Origin of the sequence: Streptomyces albus subsp. albus, from assembly GCF_000719865.1 — a bacterium.
Lineage (GTDB): Bacteria > Actinomycetota > Actinomycetes > Streptomycetales > Streptomycetaceae > Streptomyces > Streptomyces albus_E.
In genome coordinates, this window is the sequence record NZ_JOID01000020.1 from 72,145 (window position 1) to 95,402 (window position 23,258).

Annotated in this window: 15 protein-coding genes; 11 read left to right on the forward strand and 4 right to left on the reverse strand. The window is 73.3% G+C overall.

The genetic code is table 11. The features are described 5' to 3' along the window. The first annotated feature begins 7 nt into the window (after window positions 1-7). The 4 genes from gatB (at window position 8) to IF83_RS0121385 (ending at window position 7,916) form a co-directional block, all read left to right on the forward strand. Entirely contained in the window at window positions 8-1,516 is a 1,509-nt protein-coding gene (gene gatB / locus IF83_RS0121370; protein ID WP_030546537.1) for an Asp-tRNA(Asn)/Glu-tRNA(Gln) amidotransferase subunit GatB, read from the forward strand. 353 nt (window positions 1,517-1,869) lie between these two features. Further along, window positions 1,870-4,284, forward strand: coding sequence for an MMPL family transporter (locus IF83_RS0121375; RefSeq protein WP_078843706.1), 2,415 nt, complete (start codon window positions 1,870-1,872; stop codon window positions 4,282-4,284). A gap of 152 nt (window positions 4,285-4,436) precedes the next feature. Beyond that, a complete protein-coding gene (locus IF83_RS33835; RefSeq protein ID WP_158711088.1) occupies window positions 4,437-4,610 on the forward strand; it encodes a hypothetical protein in 174 nt (57 codons plus the stop codon). A gap of 48 nt (window positions 4,611-4,658) precedes the next feature. After that, entirely contained in the window at window positions 4,659-7,916 is a 3,258-nt protein-coding gene (locus IF83_RS0121385; protein WP_030546541.1) for a helix-turn-helix transcriptional regulator, read from the forward strand. A 149-nt stretch (window positions 7,917-8,065) separates the two neighbouring features. Here IF83_RS0121385 and IF83_RS34140 read toward each other — a convergent pair whose 3' ends face one another. The 3 genes from IF83_RS34140 to IF83_RS0121405 all read right to left on the reverse strand — a co-directional run bounded on the left by IF83_RS34140 (window position 8,066) and on the right by IF83_RS0121405 (window position 10,867). After that, window positions 8,066-8,239, reverse strand: a complete 174-nt coding sequence (locus tag IF83_RS34140) for a DUF6191 domain-containing protein (RefSeq protein WP_167343615.1) — start codon at window positions 8,237-8,239, stop codon at window positions 8,066-8,068. A gap of 237 nt (window positions 8,240-8,476) precedes the next feature. Next, the gene (locus tag IF83_RS0121395; protein ID WP_244177153.1) at window positions 8,477-9,616 is read right to left on the reverse strand and encodes a PQQ-dependent sugar dehydrogenase; all 1,140 of its coding nucleotides are present in this window, start codon (window positions 9,614-9,616) and stop codon (window positions 8,477-8,479) included. A 189-nt stretch (window positions 9,617-9,805) separates the two neighbouring features. After that, window positions 9,806-10,867 carry an aldo/keto reductase gene (locus IF83_RS0121405; RefSeq protein ID WP_030546545.1) on the reverse strand — a complete coding sequence of 354 codons (1,062 nt, stop codon included), beginning with the start codon at window positions 10,865-10,867 and terminating at the stop codon, window positions 9,806-9,808. A 142-nt stretch (window positions 10,868-11,009) separates the two neighbouring features. Between IF83_RS0121405 and IF83_RS0121410 the strand changes: the two genes are divergently transcribed. The 6 genes from IF83_RS0121410 (at window position 11,010) to serA (ending at window position 20,962) form a co-directional block, all read left to right on the forward strand. Further along, a complete protein-coding gene (locus tag IF83_RS0121410; RefSeq protein WP_030546547.1) occupies window positions 11,010-11,948 on the forward strand; it encodes a 2-hydroxyacid dehydrogenase in 939 nt (312 codons plus the stop codon). 330 nt (window positions 11,949-12,278) lie between these two features. After that, window positions 12,279-15,284: an EAL domain-containing protein gene (locus IF83_RS0121415; protein WP_394297360.1), complete on the forward strand. Its 3,006-nt coding sequence runs from the start codon at window positions 12,279-12,281 to the stop codon at window positions 15,282-15,284. 196 nt (window positions 15,285-15,480) lie between these two features. After that, window positions 15,481-17,349: an acetolactate synthase large subunit gene (locus IF83_RS0121420; RefSeq protein WP_037680719.1), complete on the forward strand. Its 1,869-nt coding sequence runs from the start codon at window positions 15,481-15,483 to the stop codon at window positions 17,347-17,349. Window positions 17,350-17,392: 43 nt separating this feature from the next. Continuing rightward, window positions 17,393-17,917 (forward strand): acetolactate synthase small subunit, encoded by a 525-nt coding sequence (ilvN, locus tag IF83_RS0121425; RefSeq protein WP_030546553.1) that lies wholly within the window; start codon window positions 17,393-17,395, stop codon window positions 17,915-17,917. A 96-nt stretch (window positions 17,918-18,013) separates the two neighbouring features. Then, window positions 18,014-19,012 carry a ketol-acid reductoisomerase gene (ilvC, locus tag IF83_RS0121430; RefSeq protein WP_030546555.1) on the forward strand — a complete coding sequence of 333 codons (999 nt, stop codon included), beginning with the start codon at window positions 18,014-18,016 and terminating at the stop codon, window positions 19,010-19,012. A 357-nt stretch (window positions 19,013-19,369) separates the two neighbouring features. Then, window positions 19,370-20,962, forward strand: a complete 1,593-nt coding sequence (gene serA / locus IF83_RS0121435) for a phosphoglycerate dehydrogenase (RefSeq protein WP_030546557.1) — start codon at window positions 19,370-19,372, stop codon at window positions 20,960-20,962. A gap of 64 nt (window positions 20,963-21,026) precedes the next feature. On the opposite strand, the gene IF83_RS0121440 is transcribed toward serA, so the two are convergent. Beyond that, window positions 21,027-22,175: an epoxide hydrolase family protein gene (locus IF83_RS0121440; RefSeq protein ID WP_030546559.1), complete on the reverse strand. Its 1,149-nt coding sequence runs from the start codon at window positions 22,173-22,175 to the stop codon at window positions 21,027-21,029. Between the two features lie 62 nt (window positions 22,176-22,237). On the opposite strand from IF83_RS0121440, the gene IF83_RS0121445 reads away from it, so the two are divergent. Further along, window positions 22,238-23,212: a helix-turn-helix transcriptional regulator gene (locus IF83_RS0121445; RefSeq protein ID WP_030546561.1), complete on the forward strand. Its 975-nt coding sequence runs from the start codon at window positions 22,238-22,240 to the stop codon at window positions 23,210-23,212. Window positions 23,213-23,258 lie beyond the last annotated feature (46 nt).

A 23,258-nucleotide genomic window follows, 5' to 3' on the forward strand; every position in this document is an offset into this window, starting at 1 on the left:
AGAGTCCGTGACCGTCACTGAACTGGTGTCGTACGAGGACGCCCTCGCGTCCTACGACCCCGTCATGGGCCTGGAGGTCCATGTCGAGCTCGGCACCGCCACCAAGATGTTCTGCGGGTGCTCCACCGCCCTGGGCGCCGAGCCCAACTCGCAGACCTGCCCGACCTGCCTCGGCCTGCCCGGCTCGCTGCCCGTCGTCAACGCGACCGGCGTCGAGTCGGCCATCCGGATCGGCCTCGCGCTCCACTGCGAGATCGCCCCCTGGTGCCGCTTCGCCCGGAAGAACTACTTCTATCCGGACATGCCGAAGAACTTCCAGACCTCCCAGTACGACGAGCCGATCGCCTTCAACGGCTATCTGGACGTCGAGCTGGAGGACGGCGAGGTCTTCCGGGTGGAGATCGAGCGCGCCCACATGGAGGAGGACACCGGCAAGTCCCTCCACGTCGGCGGCGCGACCGGCCGCATCCACGGCGCCGTCCACTCCCTCCTCGACTACAACCGGGCCGGCATCCCGCTGATCGAGATCGTCACCAAGCCGATCGAGGGTGCCGGCGAGCGGGCCCCCGAGGTCGCCAAGGCGTACGTCGCGGAGCTGCGTGAGCTCATCCGGGCCCTCGGCGTCTCCGAGGCCCGGATGGAGATGGGCCAGATGCGCTGCGACGTCAACCTGTCGCTGCGCCCGCATGGCACGGCGACCTTCGGCACCCGCAGCGAGACCAAGAACGTCAACTCGCTGCGCAGCGTCGAGCGGGCCGCCCGCTTCGAGATCCAGCGGCACGCCGCGGTGCTCTCCTCGGGCGGCACGATCATCCAGGAGACCCGCCACTTCCACGAGGACGACGGCTCCACGACCTCCGGCCGGGTCAAGGAGGAGGCGGAGGACTACCGCTACTTCCCCGAGCCCGACCTGGTGCCGATCGCCCCGGCGAAGGAGTGGGTCGAGGAGCTGCGGGCCGGCCTGCCCGAGCTGCCGCGGCTGCGGCGGCAGCGGCTCAAGGCGGAGTGGGGCCTGAGCGACCACGAGATGCGGTCGGTGCTCAACGCCGGCGCGATCGGCCCGATCCTCGCCACGATCGAGGCGGGCGCCCCGGCCGACCAGGCCCGCAAGTGGTGGATGGGCGAGCTGGCGCGCCGGGCCAACGAGGACGGTGTCGAGCTGACCGCCCTGCCGATCAGCCCGGAGCAGGTCGCCCGGGTCTCGGCGCTCGTCGCCGAGGGCTCGCTCAACGACAAGCTGGCCCGCCAGGTCATCGAGGGCGTGCTGGCCGGCGAGGGCGACCCGGACACGGTCGTCGAGAAGCGCGGTCTGAAGGTCGTCTCCGACGAGGGCGCGCTCGGCGCGGCCGTCGACGAGGCCATCGCGGGCAACGCGGCCATCGCGGAGAAGATCCGCGGCGGCAAGGTCGCGGCCGCGGGCGCGCTGGTCGGCGCGGTCATGAAGGCCACCCGGGGCCAGGCGGACGCGGCGCGGGTCCGCGAGCTGATCCTGGAGCGGCTGGCTCCGCAGGACTGAGGCGGCACCCGGCCCCGGCGGCCGGGTGCCCGCCCGGACGGCGTCCGGCGAGGGGCGGTTCTCCCGAGAGGAGGGCCGCCCCTCCGTCGTACGCCCCCCGGCTGCGCGCCCCTCCGTCATGGCGCCTTCCGGCCGCCGCCGGGCCCCCGCGCCGACCGTTCCCGGCAGCCCCGCCGGTCCGCGTATTCCCTGGCCGGAGCCCTGTGACCCGGTTCACCACGCCCCTGTGAGTTCCCGCACAGGGCCCCTGTTGATCTCCCTCTCCTGTGAGAGTGGATAACGCCCATCCAGTGCTTTTTGGGGTGTTATCCGCTCCGATCGGCGCTGTCCTCGCACCCAGGGAGTTCCTCCACATGGCCGCTCTGGCCCGCTGGTGCATCCGGCGCCGTTTCGTCGTCATCCTGCTCTGGCTGCTCGCCCTCGGGGGGACGGCGCTCGCCTCCACCCTGGCCGGCTCCGCCTTCTCCGACGACTACGACGTCCCCGGCACCGAATCCGGACGGGCCGCGGCCCTGCTGGAGAAGAACTTCCCCGGCCAGGGCGGTGACCGCGCCACCGTGGTCTGGCACACCGACCGCGGGACCGTACGGGCCGAAGCGGTCGAGGAGTCGATGACCGCGACCCTCGACGAGATCGCCGGTCTCCCCGGCGTGACCTCCGTGACCGGTCCCTACGGTCCCGCGGACACCGGCCGCATCAGCGACGACGGACGCACCGCCTACGCCACCGTCGGCTTCGACGCCGCCTCCGGCGAAGCCGGAACGGCGCAGGCCGAGCGGCTCGTGGAGACCGCCGAGTCCGCCGAGTCGGACGAGGCCGTGGCGGAGAGCGGGCTGCGGGTCGAGACCGGCGGCTCCGCCATCGCCAAGCCCGGCGCGACCGGGGGCCACACCGCCGAGTTCGTGGGGCTGGCGGTGGCCGCCGTCGTGCTCCTCCTGGCCTTCGGCTCGCTCGCCGCGATGGCCCTCCCCCTGGCGACCGCCCTGGTCAGCGTGGGCACCGGCTATCTGGGCATCGGCCTCCTCGGCCATCTGATGCCGGTCGCGGACTTCGCTCCCATGCTCGGGCTCCTCGTCGGCCTGGGCGTCGGCATCGACTACGCGCTGTTCATCGTCACCCGGCACCGCCGGGGGCTGCGGCAAGGGCTGTCCGTCACCGAGGCCGCGACCAGGGCGGTGACCACCTCCGGGCGCGCGGTCGTCTTCGCGGGCGGCACGGTGTTCATCGCGCTGCTCGGCATGCTCGTCCTGCGACTGGAGTTCCTCAACGGTGTCGCCTTCGCCGCCTCGCTGACCGTGCTGCTGGCCGTCGCCGCCTCCGTCACCCTGCTCCCCGCCCTGCTGAAGCTCATCGGCCCGCGCGCGCTCAGCCGCCGCGAGCGCCGCCGGCTCGCCGAGCACGGTCCCGAGCCCGAGCAGACCACCGGGTTCGCCGTCCGCTGGTCCGCCTTCGTCGAGCGGCACCCCCGGGTCCTCGGCGCCGTGGCGGTCGCCGTCATGGCCGTCCTCGCGCTGCCCGCCCTCGGCCTCCACCTCGGCACCTCCGACCAGGGCAACCACCCGGCCGGCTCCACCACCCGGCAGGCCTATGACCTGCTCGCCGAGGGCTTCGGCCCCGGCACCAACGGCCCGCTGACCCTGGTCTCCGAGATCGGCGGCCCCGCCGACCGGGCCGCCTTCGACAAGCTGCCCGGCGAACTGCGGGCCACCGACGGCGTCGCCGCCGTCACCGGCGCGACCACCGACCGCGACGGCGGCACCGGCGTCATCACCGTCGTCCCCGAGAGCTCCCCGCAGGACACCGCCACCTCCGAGCTCGTCGAGCGGCTTCGCGGCGACGTGCTGCCCGAGGCCCAGGACGGCACCGGACTGCGCACCCACGTCGGCGGCCCCACCGCCGGCTACGACGACTTCGCCTCCGTCATCACGGCCAAACTGCCGCTCTTCATCGGCACCGTCATCGCCTCCGGCAGCCTGCTCCTGCTCCTCGCCTTCCGCAGCGTCGGCATACCGGTGAAGGCCGCCCTGATGAACGTCATGGCCGTCAGCTCCTCCCTGGGGATCGTCACCGCGATCTTCCAGTGGGGCTGGGGGAGCGAGCCGATGGGCCTCGGCGCCGGCGGGCCGATCGAGCCCTTCCTGCCCGTGATCATGGTCTCGGTGCTCTTCGGGCTCTCCATGGACTACCAGGTCTTCCTGGTCAGCCGGATGTACGAGGAGTGGCGCCGGACCGGGGACAACCGCCGTTCGGTCCGGGTCGGGCTCGCCGAGACCAGCCGGGTGATCAACTCGGCCGCGGTCATCATGATCGCCGTCTTCGGGGCCTTCGTCCTCACCGGCGACCGGATCATCGCGATGTTCGGCATCGGGCTCGCCGCGGCCGTCGCCCTCGACGCCTTCGTCCTGCGCACCCTGCTCGTGCCGGCGCTGATGCATCTGCTCGGCGGCGTCAACTGGTGGCTGCCGCGGTGGCTGGACCAGGCCCTGCCCCGGATCAGCATCGAGGCCCCGGCCGGCGAGGAGCACGCGGAGGAGCACGCGGGGGACGAGCCGGAGGGCCCGGGCGGGCCGGGCGAGGACGAGCCCGGCAAGCCGGACGGCCCGCACGGACCCGGCGCACCGAAGGCGCCGCCGGTGCCGGTTCCCGGACCCGGTGTCCCCGAACCCGGCATCCCCGGGCCGCGGCCCCCGGCCGACACGGCCGCTCCCGTGCCGCCGCCCGGCACCCCCGCGGTCCCTACGGCCACGGCACCCGGCACGATGCCCTAGCCGGAGGCGGCGGACGCCTTCGCCGGCCCCGGGGGACCGCGCGGCCTAAGGCCCCGGTCCCGGCGAAGATCGGACAGCGTCCCGATGCGCCGGGGTGCCCCTGAGAACGAGGGTGGAGGCACACCACAGAACCCTCGGACGGGGAGCCCCAGATGCTCGACTACGAATTCCACCGGATGCAGCAGGAGGAACTCTTCCGCGAGGCGGCCGAGCACCGGCTGGTCCGGCAGGCCCTCAGGGCCCGTCGCTCCGCCCGCCGCTCCGGCCGTCCCGGCACCGGCCACGACACCCCCTCCCCGGGCGGCGGCCCCGCCCGGCGCGCCTGACCGGCACCCTGACGGAAAACCGGTGCCCCGATGTCGTACCCCGGTGCGATGCTGTACGGCGTGCAAGTCACCTCCATCAGCCCTGTGTTCGTCGGCCGCGCCGGCGAACTGGCCGTGCTCACCGGCGCCCTCGCCCGGGCCGCCGAGGGGGAGCCGCAGACGCTGCTCGTCGGCGGCGAGGCGGGCGTGGGCAAGACCCGGCTGCTGGAGGAGTTCCTCGCCCTCGCTCGGGCGGAGGGCGCCGTCACCGCCGTGGGGGGCTGTCTCGAACTGGGCGCGGACGGACTGCCGTTCGCGCCCTTCGCCACGGCCCTGCGGGCCCTCCACCGGCAGCTCGGCACGGATCTCGACCGGGCCGCCGCCGGCCGGGAGACCGACCTCGCCCGGCTGCTCCCCGACATGGCACCGCCCGAACCCCCGCCGCCGGCCCCGGGCACGCACGGCGGCGTCCCGTACGAGAACGCCGGCGCCCCGCACGAGAACGGCGCTCCTTACGCGGGCGGCGCCCATCCCACCGCGCGGTACGGCCCCGGAGCCCGGGAGAGCCACGACCAGGAGGGCCGCGCCCGGCTGTTCGAGGTCACCGCCCAGCTCCTGGAACGGCTCGCGGCCGGCCGCACCCTGGTCGTCGTCATCGAGGACCTGCACTGGGCCGACCGCTCCACCCGCGAACTGCTCGGCTACCTCTTCCGCTCCCTGCAGAGCTGCCGGCTCGTCCTGCTCGCCAGCTACCGCACCGACGACATCCACCGCCGCCATCCGCTGCGCCCCTTCATCGCCGAGCAGGACCGGCTCCGCACCGTGCGCCGCATCGAAGTCCCCCGGCTCAGCCGCGAGGAGGTGCGGCGCCAGCTCACCGGCATCCGGGGCACCGAACCGGACCGCCACCTCGCCGACGAGATCTTCGAACGCTCCGAGGGCAACCCCTTCTTCGTCGAGGAGCTCGCCACCAGCGACTACGCCTCCTGCGGCCTCAGCGACTCCCTGCGCGACCTGCTGCTGGTCCGGGTGGAGGCGCTGCCCGAGCCCGCCCAGCGCATCGTCCGCACCGCGGCCCGCAACACCACCGTCGAGTACGCCCTGCTCGCCGCCGTGACGGGCGCGGACGACGACGAGCTGATCGAGGCCCTGCGCGTCGCCGTGGGGGCCAACATCCTGGTCCCCACGGAGGAGGGCGAGGCGTACCGCTTCCGGCACGCCCTGCTGCGCGAGGCGATCCTGGACGACCTGCTGCCCGGCGAGCGCTCCCGGCTCAGCCGCCGGTACGCCGAGGCGCTGGAGGCCGATCCCTCGCTGGTGCGGGCCGAGGAGCGCGCGGCCCGGCTCGCCGGCTACTGGTACCGGGCCCACGACGCCGCCAAGGCCCTGCCCGCGGTGCTGGCCGCGGCCGGAGAGGCCCGGCGCCGGCACGCCTACGCGGAGAAGCTGAAGCTGCTGGAACGCGCCATGGAGCTGTGGGACGAGGTCCCGCCCGAGCAGCGTGAACACCTGCCGGAGCTGGGGTATCCCGAGTCCTATCCGGCCTGCGGCTGCGACCCGGACCGGCCCGGCTGCCACCCCCACTTCCTCGACCTGCTCGCCGAGGCCGTGGTGGCGGCGCGGTGGGACGAATCCTGGGACCGCGCCCTGACCCTCGCCAAGAAGGCGCTGAAACTGATCGACGAGCGGCAGGACCCGGTCCGGGCCGCCTGGTTCTGGATGCAGCGCTCCCGGCTGATGACGGGCATGGGCCGCGGGGACGGCTGGGCCGAGATCGCCAGAGCCCAGGAGCTGGTCCGCGGCCTGCCGCCGTCGGCCGTGCACGCCGACGTCCTGGCGCTCGCCGCCACCTGGCACAGCATGCATGTCTCCGCCACCGACACCCTGCCACTGGCCGAGCGTGCCGTGGAGCTGGCCGGGCTGGTCGGCGCCGAGGAGGTGGCACTCTCCGGCCGGGTCACGCTCGCCTGGCTGCGGGCCGGTGCCGGCGAGGAGGACCGGGGCATCGCCGAGATGCACGCCGTCCGCGAGGAGGTCGGCCGGCGCCCCTTCCCGCAGGTGATGGGCAGGGTGCACGGCAATCTGGTCGACCTGCTGCACAAGGCGGGGCGGTCGGCCGAGGCGGTGGAGACGGCCCGGCAGGGCATCGTCGTGCTCCACCGGCACGGCCTGCACAACGCCGCCGGCTTCACCGCGGGCAATCTGGCCGAGGCGCTGCTCGCCCTGGGCGAGTGGGACGAGGCCGCCGCCGTGCTCGAGGAGTACCGGGGCCGGGTCCGCGGTGCCCGCTCGCTCGCCTCGATCGCGCTGCACGAAGCCGGTCTCGCCCTGGACCGGGGCGCGTACGACCGGGTGCCCGGCCTCATCGCCGCCTGCCGCTCCCACCTCGGCCGGAACGACATGGAACCGCAGTACGAACTGCCGCTCGCCGAGGCCGAGATGCGCGAGGCGGCCGCCGCCGGGCGGTTCGGCGAGGCCCGCGCCGCGCTCGAACGCGCCCTGGACCTGCTGCCGCTGCTCGGCCAGGAACCGTACGTCTGGCAGCTTCTGGTGGCCGGTGCCGCGATGACCGCGGACATCCGCGGGCTCCCCGGCACCGACGAGGCGCTCCAGCGGGAGCTGGTCGCGCGGCTGCGCGCCTCGGCCCGCGGGGTCGCCCACCGCTCGCCGCTCTGGGCCGCCTGGTCACGGCGGTTCGACGCCGAGCTGGCCCGCGCCCGCGGCGAACACGCCCCGGCCCTGTGGGAGGAGGCCGCGAGCGCCTTCGAACCGTACGGCTACCCGTACCTCTCCGCCTGCCTCGCCTTCCGCCGGGCCGAGGCGCTGCTCGGCTCCACCGGCCCGTACGAGGGCGCCGGCGGGAAGGAGCGGGAGGACCGTGCCGGCCGGCAGGAGCGGGAGGAACGCCGCGAGGAGGCGCGGAGGGCGGCCGGCGCCCTGCTGGCGCGGGCGCACACCACCGCGCTGCGGCTCGGCGCCCGTCCGCTCCGCGAGGACGTCGCCGTGCTCGCCCGCCGGGCCCGGCTCCCGCTGCCGGACGGCGGACCGGAGGCCCCGGACGACGCCGCCGTCCCCGTGCCCGGGGAGCCGTGCGACCCGGCCGCCGAACTGGGGCTGACGCCCCGGGAACGGGAGGTCCTGCGGCTGGTGACGGCGGGGCACAGCAACCGCGCGATAGCCGGCGAGCTGTTCATCTCCCCGAAGACCGTCAGCGTCCACGTCTCCAACATCCTGGCCAAGCTGGGAGTGTCCGGGCGCGGTGAGGCGGCGGCCTTCGCCCACCGGATGCGGATGTTCGCGGAACCCGGCCCGGAGCGCGTCGGCTGAGGCCGGGGCACGCGGTCCGGGGCATGCGGTCCGGAGCACGCGGAAACGGTCCGGAGCACGCGGCCGGGCGCACGTGGCCCGGCGGGCGCGGCAGGGCTCGCCGGGACGGGGCCGGGCGGGCCGGGTCAGCGCGAGGGGCCGGGCGGGGCTCAGGCCGTACCGCTCCGGGGCGGCCGGATCAGCACCCGACCGGAGGCGAGGTCCACCGGCCCCCGGCCGGGATCGGAGTCCCCGGTGTCCTGGACGACCAGTTCGAGGCGGTTGCGCTCCTCCTCGGTGTGCGCCCGGCCGGGTGCGAACAGCTCTTCGAGGGCGTTGAACATCAGCGCCTCCCCATCGTCGGTCCGGCTCGGAGTGTCCCTGCCCGGAGCCTGTCCCGGGGCGACCGACCCAGCCCTGCCGCGTGCCACCGGCCATCTACCGCCCGTACGGCCGTCGCCGCCGCCGGACCGGGCCGCCCGTCGCTCCGCCGGAGAGCCGGGAGCTGCCGGGGACGGCCCCCGGTGTGCTCTGCGGTCCGGCGGTACCGGGAGCCCAGGGTACTGCCGGGACGGTGACGGTCAGGAGACCTCCAGCCGGAGGATCCGGTCGTCGTCCTTCCCGGGGGACCCCCGGCCGTCCGTCTCGCTGGTCACCAGCCACAGACCACCGTCGTCCGTGGCGACGACCGTCCGCAGCCGGCCGTACTCACCGGTCAGGAAGTCCTGCGGCTCGGCCACCGGGCGGGTTCCGTCCAGCGGGATCCGCCAGAGCCGCTCGCCGCGGAGACCCGCCATCCAGACCGACCCCTTGGCCACGGCGATCCCGCTCGGCGAGGCCTCCTCGGTCGTCCACTGCTCGACCGGCTGCGTGAAGCCCTCCCCGCCTTCCCTGCCCTCCGCCTCGGGCCAGCCGTAGTTCTTCCCCGGCTCGATCAGATTGAGCTCGTCCCAGGTGTTCTGGCCGAACTCGGAGGCCCACAGCCGTTTGTCCGCGTCCCACGCCAGTCCCTGCACATTGCGGTGGCCCCAGGAGTACACGGCCGAGCCGGGCTCCGGATTGCCGCGCGCCGGCTCGCCGTCCGGGGTCATCCGGAGGATCTTGCCGCCGGGCGACTCCTTGTCCTGCGAGAGGCCCTCCTTGCCGCTCTCCCCGGTGCCCGCCCAGAGCATCCCGTCCGGGCCGAAGGCGATCCGGCCGCCGTTGTGGACCACGCCCTTGGGGATGCCCTTGAACACCGTGTCCGGGGCGCCGAGCTGACGGCCCTCCGGCTTGTCCGGGGAGTAGAGCATCCGCACGATCCGGTTGTCCGAGGCGGTGGTGAGGTACGCGTACACCATCTCCTCGTCCTTCGGCACGGCGATGCCCAGCAGCCCGCCCTCACCCGCCGCGGCCACCCCCGGGACGGTGCCGATCTCGGTCTTCTTCCCGCTGTCCGCCGCGATCCGGAAGACCTTGCCGGTGTCGCGGGAGGACACCAGGAGGTCGCCGCCCGGCAGCGGGGCCAGCCCCCACGGCGTGTCCAGGCCCTCCGCCACGGTCTCCACCACTTTCACGGAACCCTTCGCGGGCGCCGCGGAGGAGGACGGGCCGGGAGCGGCGGACCGGTCACCCGGGGAGGCCGGGGGCGGACTCGCGGGGCCGTCGGAGCCGCCGTCCTCGGAGGAGCAGCCGGCGGTGAACACCAGCGCGGCCGCGGCCAGCGCGGCGGATACGGTCACAGCGGGGCGTCGGCGCACAGCTTGCGGTCCTCTCCGGTCGGATCCGGTACGGCGGGGCGGGCGGCCGCACCGCACATCTGCACAACAGCCCCGCGCCTCCTGAGGTTCCCCGCCGGTGCGGACGATAACGCCGGACGGCCGGACCGGCCGTCACCCGTCACCCGTCGCCAACGGCCCGGCCCCGCCCGTTCAGTCCTCCCAGGAGCCCCGCGCCGCCGGCAGCTCCGCGATCTCCGCCAGATCTCGTTCGGTGAGCCGCAGTTCGGCGGCGCCCGCGTTCTCCACCGCCCAGGCCTCCCTCTTGGTGCCCGGCAGCGCCACCACATGGCGGCCGCGGGCCAGCACCCACGCCAGCGCCACCTGGGCCGGGGTGGCCCCGTGCCGGGCGGCCACCCGGCGCAGTCCCGCCACGATCGGCTGGTTGGCGGCCATCATCTCCGCCGTGAACCGCGGGTGCCGGGCCCGTAGGTCGTCCGGCTCGAAGCCCTGCCCGGGGGTCAGGGTGCCGCTGAGGAAACCGTTTCCGAGCGGCATCGCCGCGAGGAAGCCGACGCCCCGCGCCTCGCACCAGGGCAGCAGCGCGGCCAGCGCCTCCCGTGACCACACCGAGAGTTCGGCCTCCACGGCGCTCACCGGGAAGACCTGCTGCACCCGCTCCAACTGCCGCAGCGTCGCGTCGTGCATCCCGGGAGCCTCCGCGGCTCCGTGAGCGCCGGTGCCGCCGCGCTCCCGGCGGCGGGCCCGCTGCCCGCGCCACTCCGGCCGCCGAGGGGCCCGCGCACCCACCGCGCACAGCCCGAGCGCCCGGACCTTGCCGGCGGAGACCAGCTCGGCCATCGCTCCCCAGGTCTCCTCGACCGGGACCTCCGGATCCGCCCGGTGCAGCTGGTAGAGGTCGATCACCTCGGTCTGCAACCGCCGGAGCGAGGCGTCACACGCCCGCTTTACGTACCCGGGGCGGCCGTTGGCGACGATGTGCTGCTCACCCACCAGCAGCCCGCACTTGGTGGACACGAAGGCGTCCGCGCGCCGCTCCTTCAGCACCCGTCCCACCAGCAACTCGTTGGTGAAGGGCCCGTACATGTCGGCGGTGTCGAGGACCGTGCAGCCGCGGTCCAGGGCGGCGTGCACGGCGCGCAGCGAACTCTCCCCGTTCTGCTGGGAGGTGGTGTAGCCCCAGTTCATCGGCATGCACCCGAGCCCCACGGACCCCACCGAGAGCGCCCCCGCGCCGATCGTCCTGCGCTCCACCTGGTTCCGCACCCCTCCTGGGCCCCGCGCGGCCCGTCCCGCCGGGGGAGGGGCCGCGGTCCGCGTGCCGTGGCCAGGGGCCGACCGCCCCCGCAGCACAGTAACCTCTGCCGTCCCGGTGCCGTCGCCTAGGCTCCTGACCATGACTTCCGACGTGTGGCTGCCCGTACCGCCCGCAGAGATCGACGGACTTCCCGGTGAGTTCACCTATCTCCACTGGGAGGGCGGAGCCGGCTACCCGGGCGACCCGGCCCGCTGCGTCTTCTACGGTGTCCCGTACATGAAGAGCGCGGAGACCTGTGTGCGGCCGCTGAAGGAGATGACCTCCCTCCGGGTCGTCCAGACGCTGACCGCGGGCACGGACCACGTCCTGCCGGCCCTGCCCGGACTGCCGCCCGGCACCCTGCTGTGCAACGCCCGCGGGGTGCACGAGGCGAGTACCGCCGAACTGGCGCTCACGCTCACCCTCGCCTCGCTCCGCGGCATCCCCTCCTTCGTCCGGGCCCAGGACGCGGGGGAGTGGCGCACCGGTTTCCGCCCCGCGCTCGCCGACAAGCACGTGCTGATCGTGGGCTACGGGTCCATCGGCAGCGCCGTCGAGGACCGGCTCACACCCTTCGAGTGTGCGCGGGTGACACGCGTCGCGCGCTCCGCCCGCACCACCACGCGCGGTCCCGTGCACCCGATGGAGAGATTGCCCGAACTGCTCCCCGAGGCCGATGTGGTGATCCTCGTCACCCCCCTCACCGACGAGACCCGCGGTCTGGCGGACGCCGGTTTCCTGGCCCGGATGAAGGACGGCGCGCTGCTCGTGAACGTCGGCCGGGGGCCGGTCGTCGACACCGGCGCGCTGCTGGCCGAGACCGCCTCGGGCCGGCTGTCCGCCGCCCTCGACGTCACCGACCCCGAACCGCTGCCCGCAGGTCATCCGCTGTGGCGCGTCCCGGGCGTGCTCATCACTCCGCACGTCGGCGGACCGACGTCCGCCTTCCTGCCCCGCGCCAGGCGGCTGCTGGGGGCCCAGTTGGCGCGGTTCGCCGCGGGGGAGCCGCTGGAGAACGTGGTGGCCGAGGCGGGTTAGCGGTGCCGCCCGCCCGGCGCGGTCCGGAGGAGGCGCATCCGAACACGATGTGCTTCCGTTCGAGCGCGGAGTGTACTTGACAGCAAGCAAGTTGTCACGCTCCGTAGGTAACCTATGTCGCTGCGTGACGAGACTGGTGTATCGTCCCGACCGGGGACCGTGCCGCGGAGCGAAAGACGGCACGGCGAAGGACCGTGACTCAAGGGGGGCGACGGCGATGCGCGGCCGATGGAAGAGCGAGAAGACGGCGACCGGACGCCGGTGGCGGCCGGTCCCGCAGGCTCCCGTGCGCAGACCGAAACGCCGCACCGCACCGCCGCGGGCGGTCCGGTGAGCGCCCGGGGGGCGGTGGTCCCGGGGCGCGCGGCCACCGGCTTCCGGCGGAGCCTCCTCCCCCAACTGCTGCTGGCCGCCGCCTGCGCGGGATACACCGCGGGTGCGGCCCTCGGCTGGGGCTCCCGGACCATCGCCCTGATCATGGGGGACTTCGGTCTCAGCGCCGCGGCCCTCGCCGCCGCCGTGTCCTGCTTCGCCTACGCCCGCGTCCGCCCCTGCCAGCGCCCGGCCTGGCTGCTCTTCGCGCTCTCCTCCTCGATGGCCGCCGCCGGGAACTTTGTCTGGGGCTGGTACGAGGTGGTGCTGCGGCAGCCGGTGCCCGAACCGTCCGCCGCGGACTTCTGCTTCCTGCTCTTCGCGCCGCCCGCCATCATCGGCCTGCTCGTCCTGGCGAAACGGCCGGTGACCCGCGCGCGCTGGATCTGCCTGGGCCTGGACGCCTGGCTCATCGGCGGCTCCCTGCTCACCCTCTCCTGGAGCCTCGCGCTGGCGCACACCGCGGACGGGCGGGGCGAGGGCGTGGCGCAGACCGCCCTGTCCCTCGCCTATCCGCTGCTCGACATCGCGCTGGTGAGCATGGTGCTGGTGCTGCACTTCCGGCGGTCCTCCGTGAACCGCAGCGCGATCAACACCGCCATCGCCGCCCTCGCGCTGACCGTGCTGTGCGACGCGCTGTTCACCTCCCCGATCTTCCGCGAGGAGTACCGCTCCGGGCAGCTGCTGGACGCCGGCTGGTTCGCCGGCTCGCTGCTCCTCGCCTACGCCCCCTGGGTCGGCCGGCAGGACCGGGCCGAGGAGGAGCGCGAGCGCCGGACCCACGCGGCGGTGCGGGACGGGTCCGTGCCGTACCCCGGCGGGCTGCCGATCGCCGGTTCGCTGGCCGCCCTGACGCCGTACCTCGCCGCCGCCGTCTGCACCCTGGGCATCCTGCACACCGTCATCGACGGCGGACGCGTCGACCGGGTCGTGATCTTCACCGCCTGTACGGTCGTGCTCGCCCTCGTCGTGCGGCAGGGCATCATGCTGATGGACAACATCACCCTCACCCAGGAACTGGCCTATCAGGAGAGCCACTTCCGCTCCCTGGTGCAGGGCTCCAGCGACGTCATCATGATCGCCACCCCGAGCGGCACCCTGCGCTACGTCAGCCCCGCCGCCGCCGGCGTCTACGGCATCGAGCCGGAGGAACTGGTCGGCTCCCGGCTGTCCTCGCTGATCCACCCGGAGGACGCCGACGGCGTCATGCGCGAGGTCGGCCGGCTGCTGTCGGCACCTCCGGAGAGCGAGCCGACCACCCGGATCGAGTGCCGCTTCCGCGCCGGCGGCCCGCGGACCGCCGGCGGCCCCTGGCTCAACGTCGAGTCCACCGTCAACCGCCACGAGGACGGACTGATCTTCAACAGCCGCGATGTGACCGAACGGGTCCGTCTTCAGGCGCAGTTGCGGCACAGCGCCGAGCACGACCCGCTCACCGACCTCCCCAACCGGGCCCTGTTCACCGAGCGGGTCCGCCGCGCGCTCGGCGGCCGCCGCAGCACGGACCCCGGCACCGCCGTCCTCTTCATCGACCTCGACGGCTTCAAGGCGGTCAACGACACCATCGGCCACCAGGCCGGGGACGAGCTGCTCATCCACGCCGCGCGCCGGCTCCGGGAGTCGGTGCGCGCCGGGGACACCGCCGCCCGGCTCGGCGGCGACGAGTTCGCCGCGCTGATCCTCGGCGACGGCTGCCGGGACCGCGCCGACTGCGAGTTCCGCATCCACGAGATCGCCGACCGGCTCCGCGTCGCCCTCTCCGAGCCCTACCGGGTCGCGGGCACCGAGGTGCGGGTCGCCGCCAGTATCGGCGTCGCCTTCGCCGATCCCGGCATCACGCCCGGCGCGCTGATGCGCAACGCCGACCTCGCGATGTACCGCGCCAAGGCCGCCGGCAAGGACCGGGTCGAGCTGTACGCGCCGGAGATGCAGGCCGAGGTCGTCCGCCGGGCCGAACTGGCGGGCCGGCTCCGCGCCGCGCTCAACGACGGCGAGTTCGCCCTCCTCCACCAGCCCGTGGTGGAGCTGGGCGGCGGCCGGCTCACCGCCCTCGCCGCCCAGGCCCGCTGGCGCTCCGCCCAGGGCATCCTCTTCACCCCCGCGGAGTTCCTGCGGGTCTCGGAGGCGGGCGCCGGAAAGGGCGGCGACCGGGGCGCCGAACTGGGCCGCTGGCTTCTGGAGCATGCGGTGGAGCAGGCCGCCGCGCGGCACCGCGACGGATACGCCGTCCCGGTGTGCGTCCGGCTCTCCGCCCGCCGGCTGATGGACCGCACCATGCCGCTGGGCACCGTCGAGTCCCTCCTCACCCGGCACGGCCTGCCCTCGGGCGGACTGGTCCTGGAGCTCTCCGGCGGCGACCCGAAGATCCCGCTGGACGAGCTGGAACGCCGCCTCACAGGACTGCGGCGGCTCGGCGTGCGCATCGCTCTCGAGGCCTTCGGCAGCGGCTATGCCGCCATCGACGCCCTCCGCCGGCTGCCGGTGGACATCCTCCGGCTCGACCGAGGGCTGGTCGAGAGCGTGGTGGAGTCCGCCCGCGTCCACAAGATCACCGCCGGATTGCTGCGGATCGCCGCGGACCTCGGGGTGGAGACCGTCGCGGACGGCGTGGACCGGCCGGACCAGGTGGTGGCGCTGCGTTCCATGGGCTGCACCCATGGCCAGGGCATGGCCTTCTCCGGCCCGCTCGACGAGTACCGGCTGCGCCGGGCCCTCAGCCGCGGCGGCTACCCCGTGCCCCATGCGGGCGGCGTCCGGGAGGCCGTGCTCGCCGGGAGCGCACCGCCGCTCCTCGTGCCCGACGGCCGCGAGGCGCTCCCCCGGCACGCCCTGGGCGGGGAGACCTGGGAGGCGGCCCGCGACGCGGTCCCCGGGCCGGTCCTGCCCGGCGCGACGCTCCCCGGTCCGGCCCTGCCCGGACCGGCCCTGCGCTCGAATAGTGAGACGTCGGTCCCACCCACTTGACACCCCTACCGGGCCGGGGAGAAAGTCGGAGCCATGCGCACCCGAATTTTCGTACTTGGACAGCGCGTCGGCTGAAGCAGGTCCTTACACGCCCTGCTGAACACACCGGCGCGCTCCCCTCGCTTGCCTCACGGCACGGGGGGTTTTTTGTTGCACTGGTGACCACAAACCCACACAGAACCATCTCTGAAAGAGAATGCCGATGACCGAGCAGGCAGCCGGGGCCCCGCACCCCCAGCCACGGGCCCGTAGCGGCGGACACGGGTCCGCCACCGTCGAGAGGGACGTCACGGGCGCGCAGGCACTCATCCGCTCTCTTGAGGAAGTCGGCGCCGACACCGTCTTCGGCATCCCGGGCGGTGCGATCCTCCCCGCCTACGACCCGCTGATGGATTCGTCCAAGGTCCGTCACGTGCTGGTCCGCCACGAACAGGGCGCCGGCCACGCGGCCACCGGCTACGCGCAGGCCACCGGCAAGGTCGGGGTCTGCATGGCCACCTCGGGACCGGGCGCGACCAACCTGGTCACCCCGATCGCCGACGCCCACATGGACTCCGTCCCGATGGTCGCGATCACCGGTCAGGTCGCCTCCCGGGCGATCGGCACGGACGCCTTCCAGGAGGCGGACATCTGCGGCATCACCATGCCGATCACCAAGCACAACTTCCTGGTCACCGACCCCGCCGAGATCCCCCGCACCATCGCCGAGGCGTTCCACATCGCGGCCAGCGGCCGGCCCGGCCCCGTCCTGGTCGACATCGCCAAGGACGCGCTGCAGGCGAAAACCACCTTCACCTGGCCGCCGGCGGTCGACCTGCCCGGCTACCGCCCCGTCACCAAGCCGCACGCCAAGCAGATCCGGGAGGCGGCCAAGCTCATCACCCAGGCCCGCCGCCCGGTGCTGTACGTCGGCGGCGGCGTGATGAAGGCGCGGGCCACCGCCGAGCTGCGGGTGCTCGCCGAGCTCACCGGCGCCCCGGTCACCACCACCCTGATGGCGCTCGGCTCGTTCCCCGACAGCCACCCGCTGCACGTCGGCATGCCCGGCATGCACGGCTCGGTCACCGCGGTCACCGCGCTGCAGAAGGCCGACCTCATCGTCGCCCTCGGCGCCCGCTTCGACGACCGCGTCACCGGCAAGCTGGACTCCTTCGCCCCCTTCGCCAAGGTCGTGCACGCGGACATCGACCCGGCCGAGATCGGCAAGAACCGGGCGGCGGACGTCCCGATCGTCGGTGACGCCCGTGAGGTCATCGCCGACCTGGTCGTCGCGGTCCAGGCCGAGCACGACGAGGGCCGCAAGGGCGACTACCGCGACTGGTGGGACAGCCTCAACCGCTGGCGCGAGACCTACCCGCTGGGCTACGACCTGCCCGAGGACGGCACCCTCTCCCCGCAGCAGGTCATCCAGCGCATCGGCGAGCTCGCCCCCGACAACACCGTCTACGCGGCGGGCGTCGGCCAGCACCAGATGTGGGCCTCCCACTTCATCAAGTACGAGAAGCCGTCCACCTGGCTCAACTCCGGCGGCGCCGGAACCATGGGTTACGCCGTCCCCGCCGCCATGGGGGCCAAGGCGGGCCGGCCCGACGCCACCGTGTGGGCGATCGACGGCGACGGCTGCTTCCAGATGACCAACCAGGAACTGGCCACCTGCGCGCTCAACAACATCCCGATCAAGGTCGCCATCATCAACAACGGCGCCCTGGGCATGGTCCGCCAGTGGCAGACCCTCTTCTACAACCAGCGCTACTCCAACACCGTGCTGCACTCCGGTCCCGTGCCGGCCGGTGAGAGCCCGGCGGCCTCCCAGGGCACCCGGGTCCCCGACTTCGTGAAGCTCTCCGAGGCCATGGGCTGCGTCGGACTGCGCTGCGAGGACCCGGAGCAGCTCGACGCGGTCATCGAGAAGGCGAACTCCATCAACGACCGCCCCGTCGTCGTGGACTTCATCGTCCACGAGGACGCGATGGTCTGGCCCATGGTCGCGGCCGGCACCTCGAACGACGAGGTCATGGCGGCGCGCGGGGTCCGCCCCGACTTCGGCGACAACGAAGACGACTGAGCCCCGGACGCGAGACGCGAGAGAAGAAGAGAGACCCAGTCCCATGACCAAGCACACGCTCTCCGTCCTGGTGGAGAACACCCCCGGCATCCTGGCCCGGATCGCCGCGCTGTTCTCCCGCCGCGGGTTCAACATCGACTCGCTGGCCGTCGGGGTCACCGAGCACCCCGACATCTCCCGGATCACCATCGTGGTGAACGTCGAGTCGCTGCCGCTGGAGCAGGTCACCAAGCAGCTCAACAAGCTCGTCAACGTGCTGAAGATCGTCGAACTGGAGCCCGGTTCCGCCGTTCAGCGGGAACTCGTTCTGGTGAAGGTCCGCGCCGACAACGAGACCCGCTCCCAGATCGTCGAGATCGTCCAGCTCTTCCGCGCCAAGACCGTCGACGTCTCCCCGGAGGCCGTCACGATCGAGGCCACCGGCAGCAGTGACAAGCTCGAAGCCATGCTCAAGATGCTGGAGCCCTACGGCATCAAGGAACTGGTCCAGTCCGGCACGATCGCGATCGGCCGCGGCGCCCGCTCCATCACGGACCGGTCGCTGCGCGCGCTCGACCGATCCGCATAGCGAGACCCCCCGACCATCCGCCGCCCACCGGCATACGGTGGGGCGCACACTGCGGTCCCCCTGAGGGAACGCGAGACGATCAAGGAGATACCCGAAGTGGCCGAGCTGTTCTACGACGACGACGCCGACCTCTCCATCATCCAGGGCCGCAAGGTCGCGGTCCTGGGGTACGGCAGCCAGGGCCACGCCCACGCGCTGTCGCTGCGCGACTCGGGCGTCGACGTCCGCGTCGGCCTGCCCGAGGGCTCCAAGTCCCGGGCCAAGGCCGAGGAGCAGGGGCTGCGCGTGGTGACCCCCGCGGAGGCCGCCGCCGAGGCCGACGTCATCATGATCCTGGTCCCGGACCCGATCCAGTCCAAGGTCTACGAGGAGTCCGTCAAGGACAACCTCAAGGACGGCGACGCCCTCTTCTTCGGGCACGGCTTCAACATCCGCTTCGGCTTCATCAAGCCCCCGGCCGGCGTCGACGTCTGCATGGTCGCCCCGAAGGGCCCCGGCCACCTCGTCCGCCGCCAGTACGAGGAGGGCCGCGGCGTGCCGTGCATCGCGGCCGTCGAGCAGGACGCGACCGGCAGCGCCTTCGCGCTCGCCCTGTCCTACGCCAAGGGCATCGGCGGCACCCGCGCCGGTGTCATCAAGACCACCTTCACCGAGGAGACCGAGACCGACCTCTTCGGCGAGCAGGCGGTCCTCTGCGGCGGCGCCTCCGCGCTGGTCAAGGCGGGCTTCGAGACCCTGGTCGAGGCGGGCTACCAGCCGGAGATCGCGTACTTCGAGTGCCTGCACGAGCTGAAGCTCATCGTGGACCTCATGTACGAGGGCGGCCTGGAGAAGATGCGCTGGTCGGTCTCCGAGACCGCCGAGTGGGGCGACTACATCACCGGCCCCCGCATCATCAACGACAACACCAAGGCCGAGATGAAGAAGGTCCTGGCCGAGATCCAGGACGGCACCTTCGCCAAGACCTGGATGGACGAGTACCACTCCGGTCTCCCCAAGTACAACGAGTACAAGAAGGCCGACGCCGGTCACAAGCTGGAGACCACCGGCAAGGAGCTCCGCAAGCTGATGAGCTGGGTCGACGAGCAGGCGTGACGCCGCCCCGGCGCGGTGCGCCGGCGGGCGGGGGCCCGAGCCGCGGCCCCGCCCGCCGGAGGCGCCGGTTCCGGGCGGGGCCCGTGGCCGCGGGCCTCGTCCGGAACCCGTCCGGCCCCTCCCGGCCCGATGAGCCGGACGGGAGCCGTCAAACCCGCCACAAGACCGTTCCCGGAAAGGCAGACTCCTTGCCGGGGATCTTTCGTGGAGGCGCGTGGCGCATCCCCGCACGCGGATACACTGCAAGAACAAGCGCGTCAGGCTCACAGCGTCGTGCGTCTTCCACGCGGCTGCCCTTCACCGCCTTCGGCCGTCGGGACGGCCGTCCGTCAAGGACTAGTGAGGACTGAGGACCACGTGAGCCCGAAACCTGTCGTACTGATCGCTGAGGAGCTGTCGCCGGCCACGGTCGACGCCCTGGGACCCGATTTCGAGATCCGGCACTGCAACGGCGCCGACCGGGGTGAGCTGCTCGCCGCCATCGCCGACGTGGACGCCATCCTCGTCCGCAGCGCCACCAAGGTCGACGCCGAGGCCATCGCCGCCGCGCGGAAGCTGAAGGTCGTCGCCCGTGCCGGGGTGGGCCTGGACAACGTCGACGTCTCCGCCGCCACCAAGGCCGGCGTCATGGTCGTCAACGCCCCCACCTCCAACATCGTCACCGCCGCCGAGCTCGCCTGCGGTCTGATCGTCGCCACCGCGCGCAACATCCCGCAGGCCAACACCGCGCTGAAGAACGGCGAGTGGAAGCGGAGCAAGTACACCGGCGTCGAGCTCTCCGAGAAGACTCTCGGTGTGGTCGGCCTCGGCCGGATCGGTGTGCTGGTCGCCCAGCGGATGTCCGCCTTCGGGATGAAGATCGTCGCGTACGACCCCTACGTCCAGCCGGCCCGTGCCGCGCAGATGGGCGTCAAGCTGCTGACGCTCGACGAGCTGCTGGAGGTCTCCGACTTCATCACCGTCCACCTGCCGAAGACCCCCGAGACCCTCGGGCTCATCGGGGACGAGGCGCTGCACAAGGTCAAGCCCGAGGTCCGGATCGTCAACGCCGCCCGCGGCGGCATCGTCGACGAGGCCGCGCTGGCCAGCGCCCTCAAGGAGGGCCGGGTCGCGGCCGCCGGCCTGGACGTCTTCGCCAAGGAGCCCTGCACGGACTCCCCGCTCTTCGAGTTCGACAACGTCGTGGCCACCCCGCACCTGGGCGCCTCCACCGGCGAGGCCCAGGAGAAGGCGGGCATCTCGGTGGCCCGTTCGGTGCGGCTGGCCCTCGCGGGCGAGCTGGTCCCGGACGCGGTCAACGTCCAGGGCGGCGTGATCGCCGAGGACGTCCGCCCGGGTCTGCCGCTGGCCGAGCGGCTGGGCCGGATCTTCACCGCCCTGGCGGGCGAGGTGGCCGTCCGGCTCGACGTCGAGGTGTACGGCGAGATCACCCAGCACGATGTGAAGGTGCTCGAACTCTCCGCCGTCAAGGGCGTCTTCGAGGATGTCGTCGACGAGACGGTCTCCTACGTCAACGCCCCGCTGTTCGCGCAGGAGCGCGGGGTCGAGGTGCGGCTCACCACCGGCTCGGAGTCCCCGGACCACCGCAATGTGGTGACGGTGCGCGGCACCCTCACCGACGGCGAGGAGATCTCGGTCTCCGGCACCCTGGCGGGCCCCAAGCACGTCCAGAAGATCGTCGGGGTTGGTGAGCACGACGTCGAGGTGGCGCTCGCCGACCACATGCTCTTCCTGCGGTACGCCGACCGCCCCGGCGTCATCGGCGCCCTCGGCCGCATCCTGGGCGAGGCCGGTCTGAACATCGCCAATATGCAGGTCTCGCGGGCCGCCCAGGGCGGCGAGGCGCTCGCCGTCCTCACCGTGGACGACACCATCCCGCAGTCCGTGCTCACCGAGATCGCCGAGGAGATCGGCGCCACCTCGGCCCGCGCGGTCAACCTGACGGACTGACCCGCCGGGTACACCCTTCCGGGCCCGGTTCCGCTGCGGCGGAGCCGGGCCCGCCGGTGTCCGGTCAGCGGAACCGCCGGAAGAAGGCGCGCAGGTCGCCGATCAGCAGATCGGGGGCCTCCATCGCGGCGAAGTGGCCGCCCCGGTCGAACTCGGACCAGTGGACGACGTTGTTCTCCCGCTCCGCGATCCGGCGGATTCCCAGGTCTCCGGGGAAGACGGCCACGCCCGTCGGCGTGGTGGACCGGTCGGCTGTCCCTCCCCAGGTGGCCGCGCTCTCCTTGTAGAGGCGGGCGGCCGAACCGGCCGTGCCGGTGAACCAGTAGAGCGACACATTGGTGAGCAGCCGGTCGAGGTCCACGGCGTCCTCGGGCAGTTCGGCGGCCGGGTCGGTCCACTCCTTGAACTTCTCCACGATCCATGCCAGTTGTCCGGCCGGGGAGTCGTGCAGGCCATGGGCGAGCGTCTGCGGGCGGGTGGCCTGGAGGAGGGCGTAGCCGGTGCCCTCCTGGTCGGTGTAGCGGGCCAGCCGGTCCCGTTCCGCCGGGGTGAGCCCCTCGGCCTCGCCCGGCTCCCCGGTGGGGAAGCCGAGAGCGCCGTTGACGTGCACCGCCACCACGTGCTCCGGGTCCAGGCGTCCCAGTTCCGCGGAGACCGCGGAGCCGGTGTCGCCGCCCTGCGCGGCATAGCGTTCGTAACCGAGCCGGCTCATCAGGACGGCCCAGGCCCGGGTGACGCGGGAGATGTCCCAGCCGGGTTCGCCGGTCGGCCCGGAGAAGCCGAATCCGGGGATCGAGGGGGCCACCACGTGGAAGGCGTCCGCGGGGTCGCCGCCGTGGGCGCGGGGGTCGGTCAGCGGGCCGATGACGTCCAGGAACTCCACGACCGACCCCGGCCAGCCGTGCGTGATGATCAGCGGCAGGGCGTCCGGCTCGGGGGAGCGGACGTGCAGGAAGTGGATGTTCTGGCCGTCGACCGAGGTCGTGAACTGGGGGAAGGTGTTGAGTTCGGCCTCGTGCCGCCGCCAGTCGTACCCGGTCCGCCAGTAGTCGGCCAGCGTCCGGAGGTAACCCGTCGGCACACCGTGGTCCCAGCCCACGCCGTCGAGTCCGCCGGCCCAGCGGGTGCGGGCCAGCCGCTCCCGGAGATCGTCGAGGTCGGCTTGGGGAACGGCGGCGCGGAACGGGCGGATGTCCGTGTCTTCGGTGTTCATGGCTCTCACGCTAGAAGCCACCTGGGACAGTTCCGGTCCCAAGTGGCGCGCAGAATGGATCCATGCTGGAAACCTCCGCACGCCTGCTCCGTCTGCTCTCGCTCTTCCAGGCCCGGCGGGACTGGCCGGGGGCCGAACTCGCCGACCGTCTGGGGGTGACGCGGCGGACCGTACGGCGGGACGTGGAGCGGCTGCGCGCACTGGGCTATCCCGTCCACGCGACCGCCGGCGCGGCGGGCTACCGGCTCGGGGCGGGGGCGGCCCTGCCGCCCCTGCTGCTCGACGACGAGGAGGCCGTGGCGGTCGCCGTCGGCCTCCGGACCGCGGCGAGCGGGTCGGTCGCCGGCCTGGAGGAGGTGTCGGTGCGCGCTCTCGCCAAGCTGGAGCAGGTGCTGCCCTCCCGGCTGCGCCACCGGGTGAACGCGCTGCAGTCCGCGATGGTGCCGCTGGCCGGCGGCGGCCCCGCCGTGGACCCCGCCACACTGACCGCGATCGCCGCCGCCTGCCGAGACCACCGGCGGCTGAGATTCGACTACCGGGACCACGGTGGCGGCGAGAGCGTCCGGGAGACCGAGCCGCACCGTCTGGTGCACACCGGGCGGCTCTGGTACCTGATCGCCTGGGACACGGACCGTTCCGGCTGGCGGACGTTCCGCGTCGACCGGCTCATCCCCCGCACACCGGGCGGCGCGCGGTTCACACCGCGCCGCCCTCCGGCGGAGGACATCGCCGCGTACCTGTCGCGGGGTGTCTCCTCGGCCCCCTACCGCTACCGAGGGCACTTCCTCCTGCACGCCCCCGCCGAGGCCGTCGCCCCGCGACTGCCGCCGACGGCCGGCACGCTGGAGGCGGACGGCGAGGACACCTGCGTCCTGCGCACGGGGGCCAACTCGCTGGACGAGCTCGCCCTCTACGTCGGTCTCCTGGACGTTCCGTTCGAGGTCCGCGAGCCGCCGGAACTGCGGGAACGGCTGGCCGTGCTGGCCGGCCGCCTCGCCCGGGCGGCCGCGCCGGACACCCCTGGTGGCGGGGTCTAGGTCATTCCTGGCGCGCCGATGTCGTGAAGGCGCCGGAATTGCCCCC

Excerpts from the sequence above, each read along its gene's own strand:
- IF83_RS0121375 (WP_078843706.1), top strand. The coding sequence starts at position 1,870 with ATGGCCGCTCTGGCCCGCTGGTGCATCCGGCGCCGTTTCGTCGTCATC.
- IF83_RS33835 (WP_158711088.1), top strand. The coding sequence starts at position 4,437 with ATGCTCGACTACGAATTCCACCGGATGCAGCAGGAGGAACTCTTCCGC.
- IF83_RS0121385 (WP_030546541.1), top strand. The coding sequence starts at position 4,659 with ATGCTGTACGGCGTGCAAGTCACCTCCATCAGCCCTGTGTTCGTCGGC.
- IF83_RS34140 (WP_167343615.1), bottom strand. The coding sequence starts at position 8,239 with ATGTTCAACGCCCTCGAAGAGCTGTTCGCACCCGGCCGGGCGCACACC.
- IF83_RS0121410 (WP_030546547.1), top strand. The coding sequence starts at position 11,010 with ATGACTTCCGACGTGTGGCTGCCCGTACCGCCCGCAGAGATCGACGGA.
- IF83_RS0121420 (WP_037680719.1), top strand. The coding sequence starts at position 15,481 with ATGCCGATGACCGAGCAGGCAGCCGGGGCCCCGCACCCCCAGCCACGG.
- ilvN (WP_030546553.1), top strand. The coding sequence starts at position 17,393 with ATGACCAAGCACACGCTCTCCGTCCTGGTGGAGAACACCCCCGGCATC.
- IF83_RS0121440 (WP_030546559.1), bottom strand. The coding sequence starts at position 22,175 with ATGAACACCGAAGACACGGACATCCGCCCGTTCCGCGCCGCCGTTCCC.
- IF83_RS0121445 (WP_030546561.1), top strand. The coding sequence starts at position 22,238 with ATGCTGGAAACCTCCGCACGCCTGCTCCGTCTGCTCTCGCTCTTCCAG.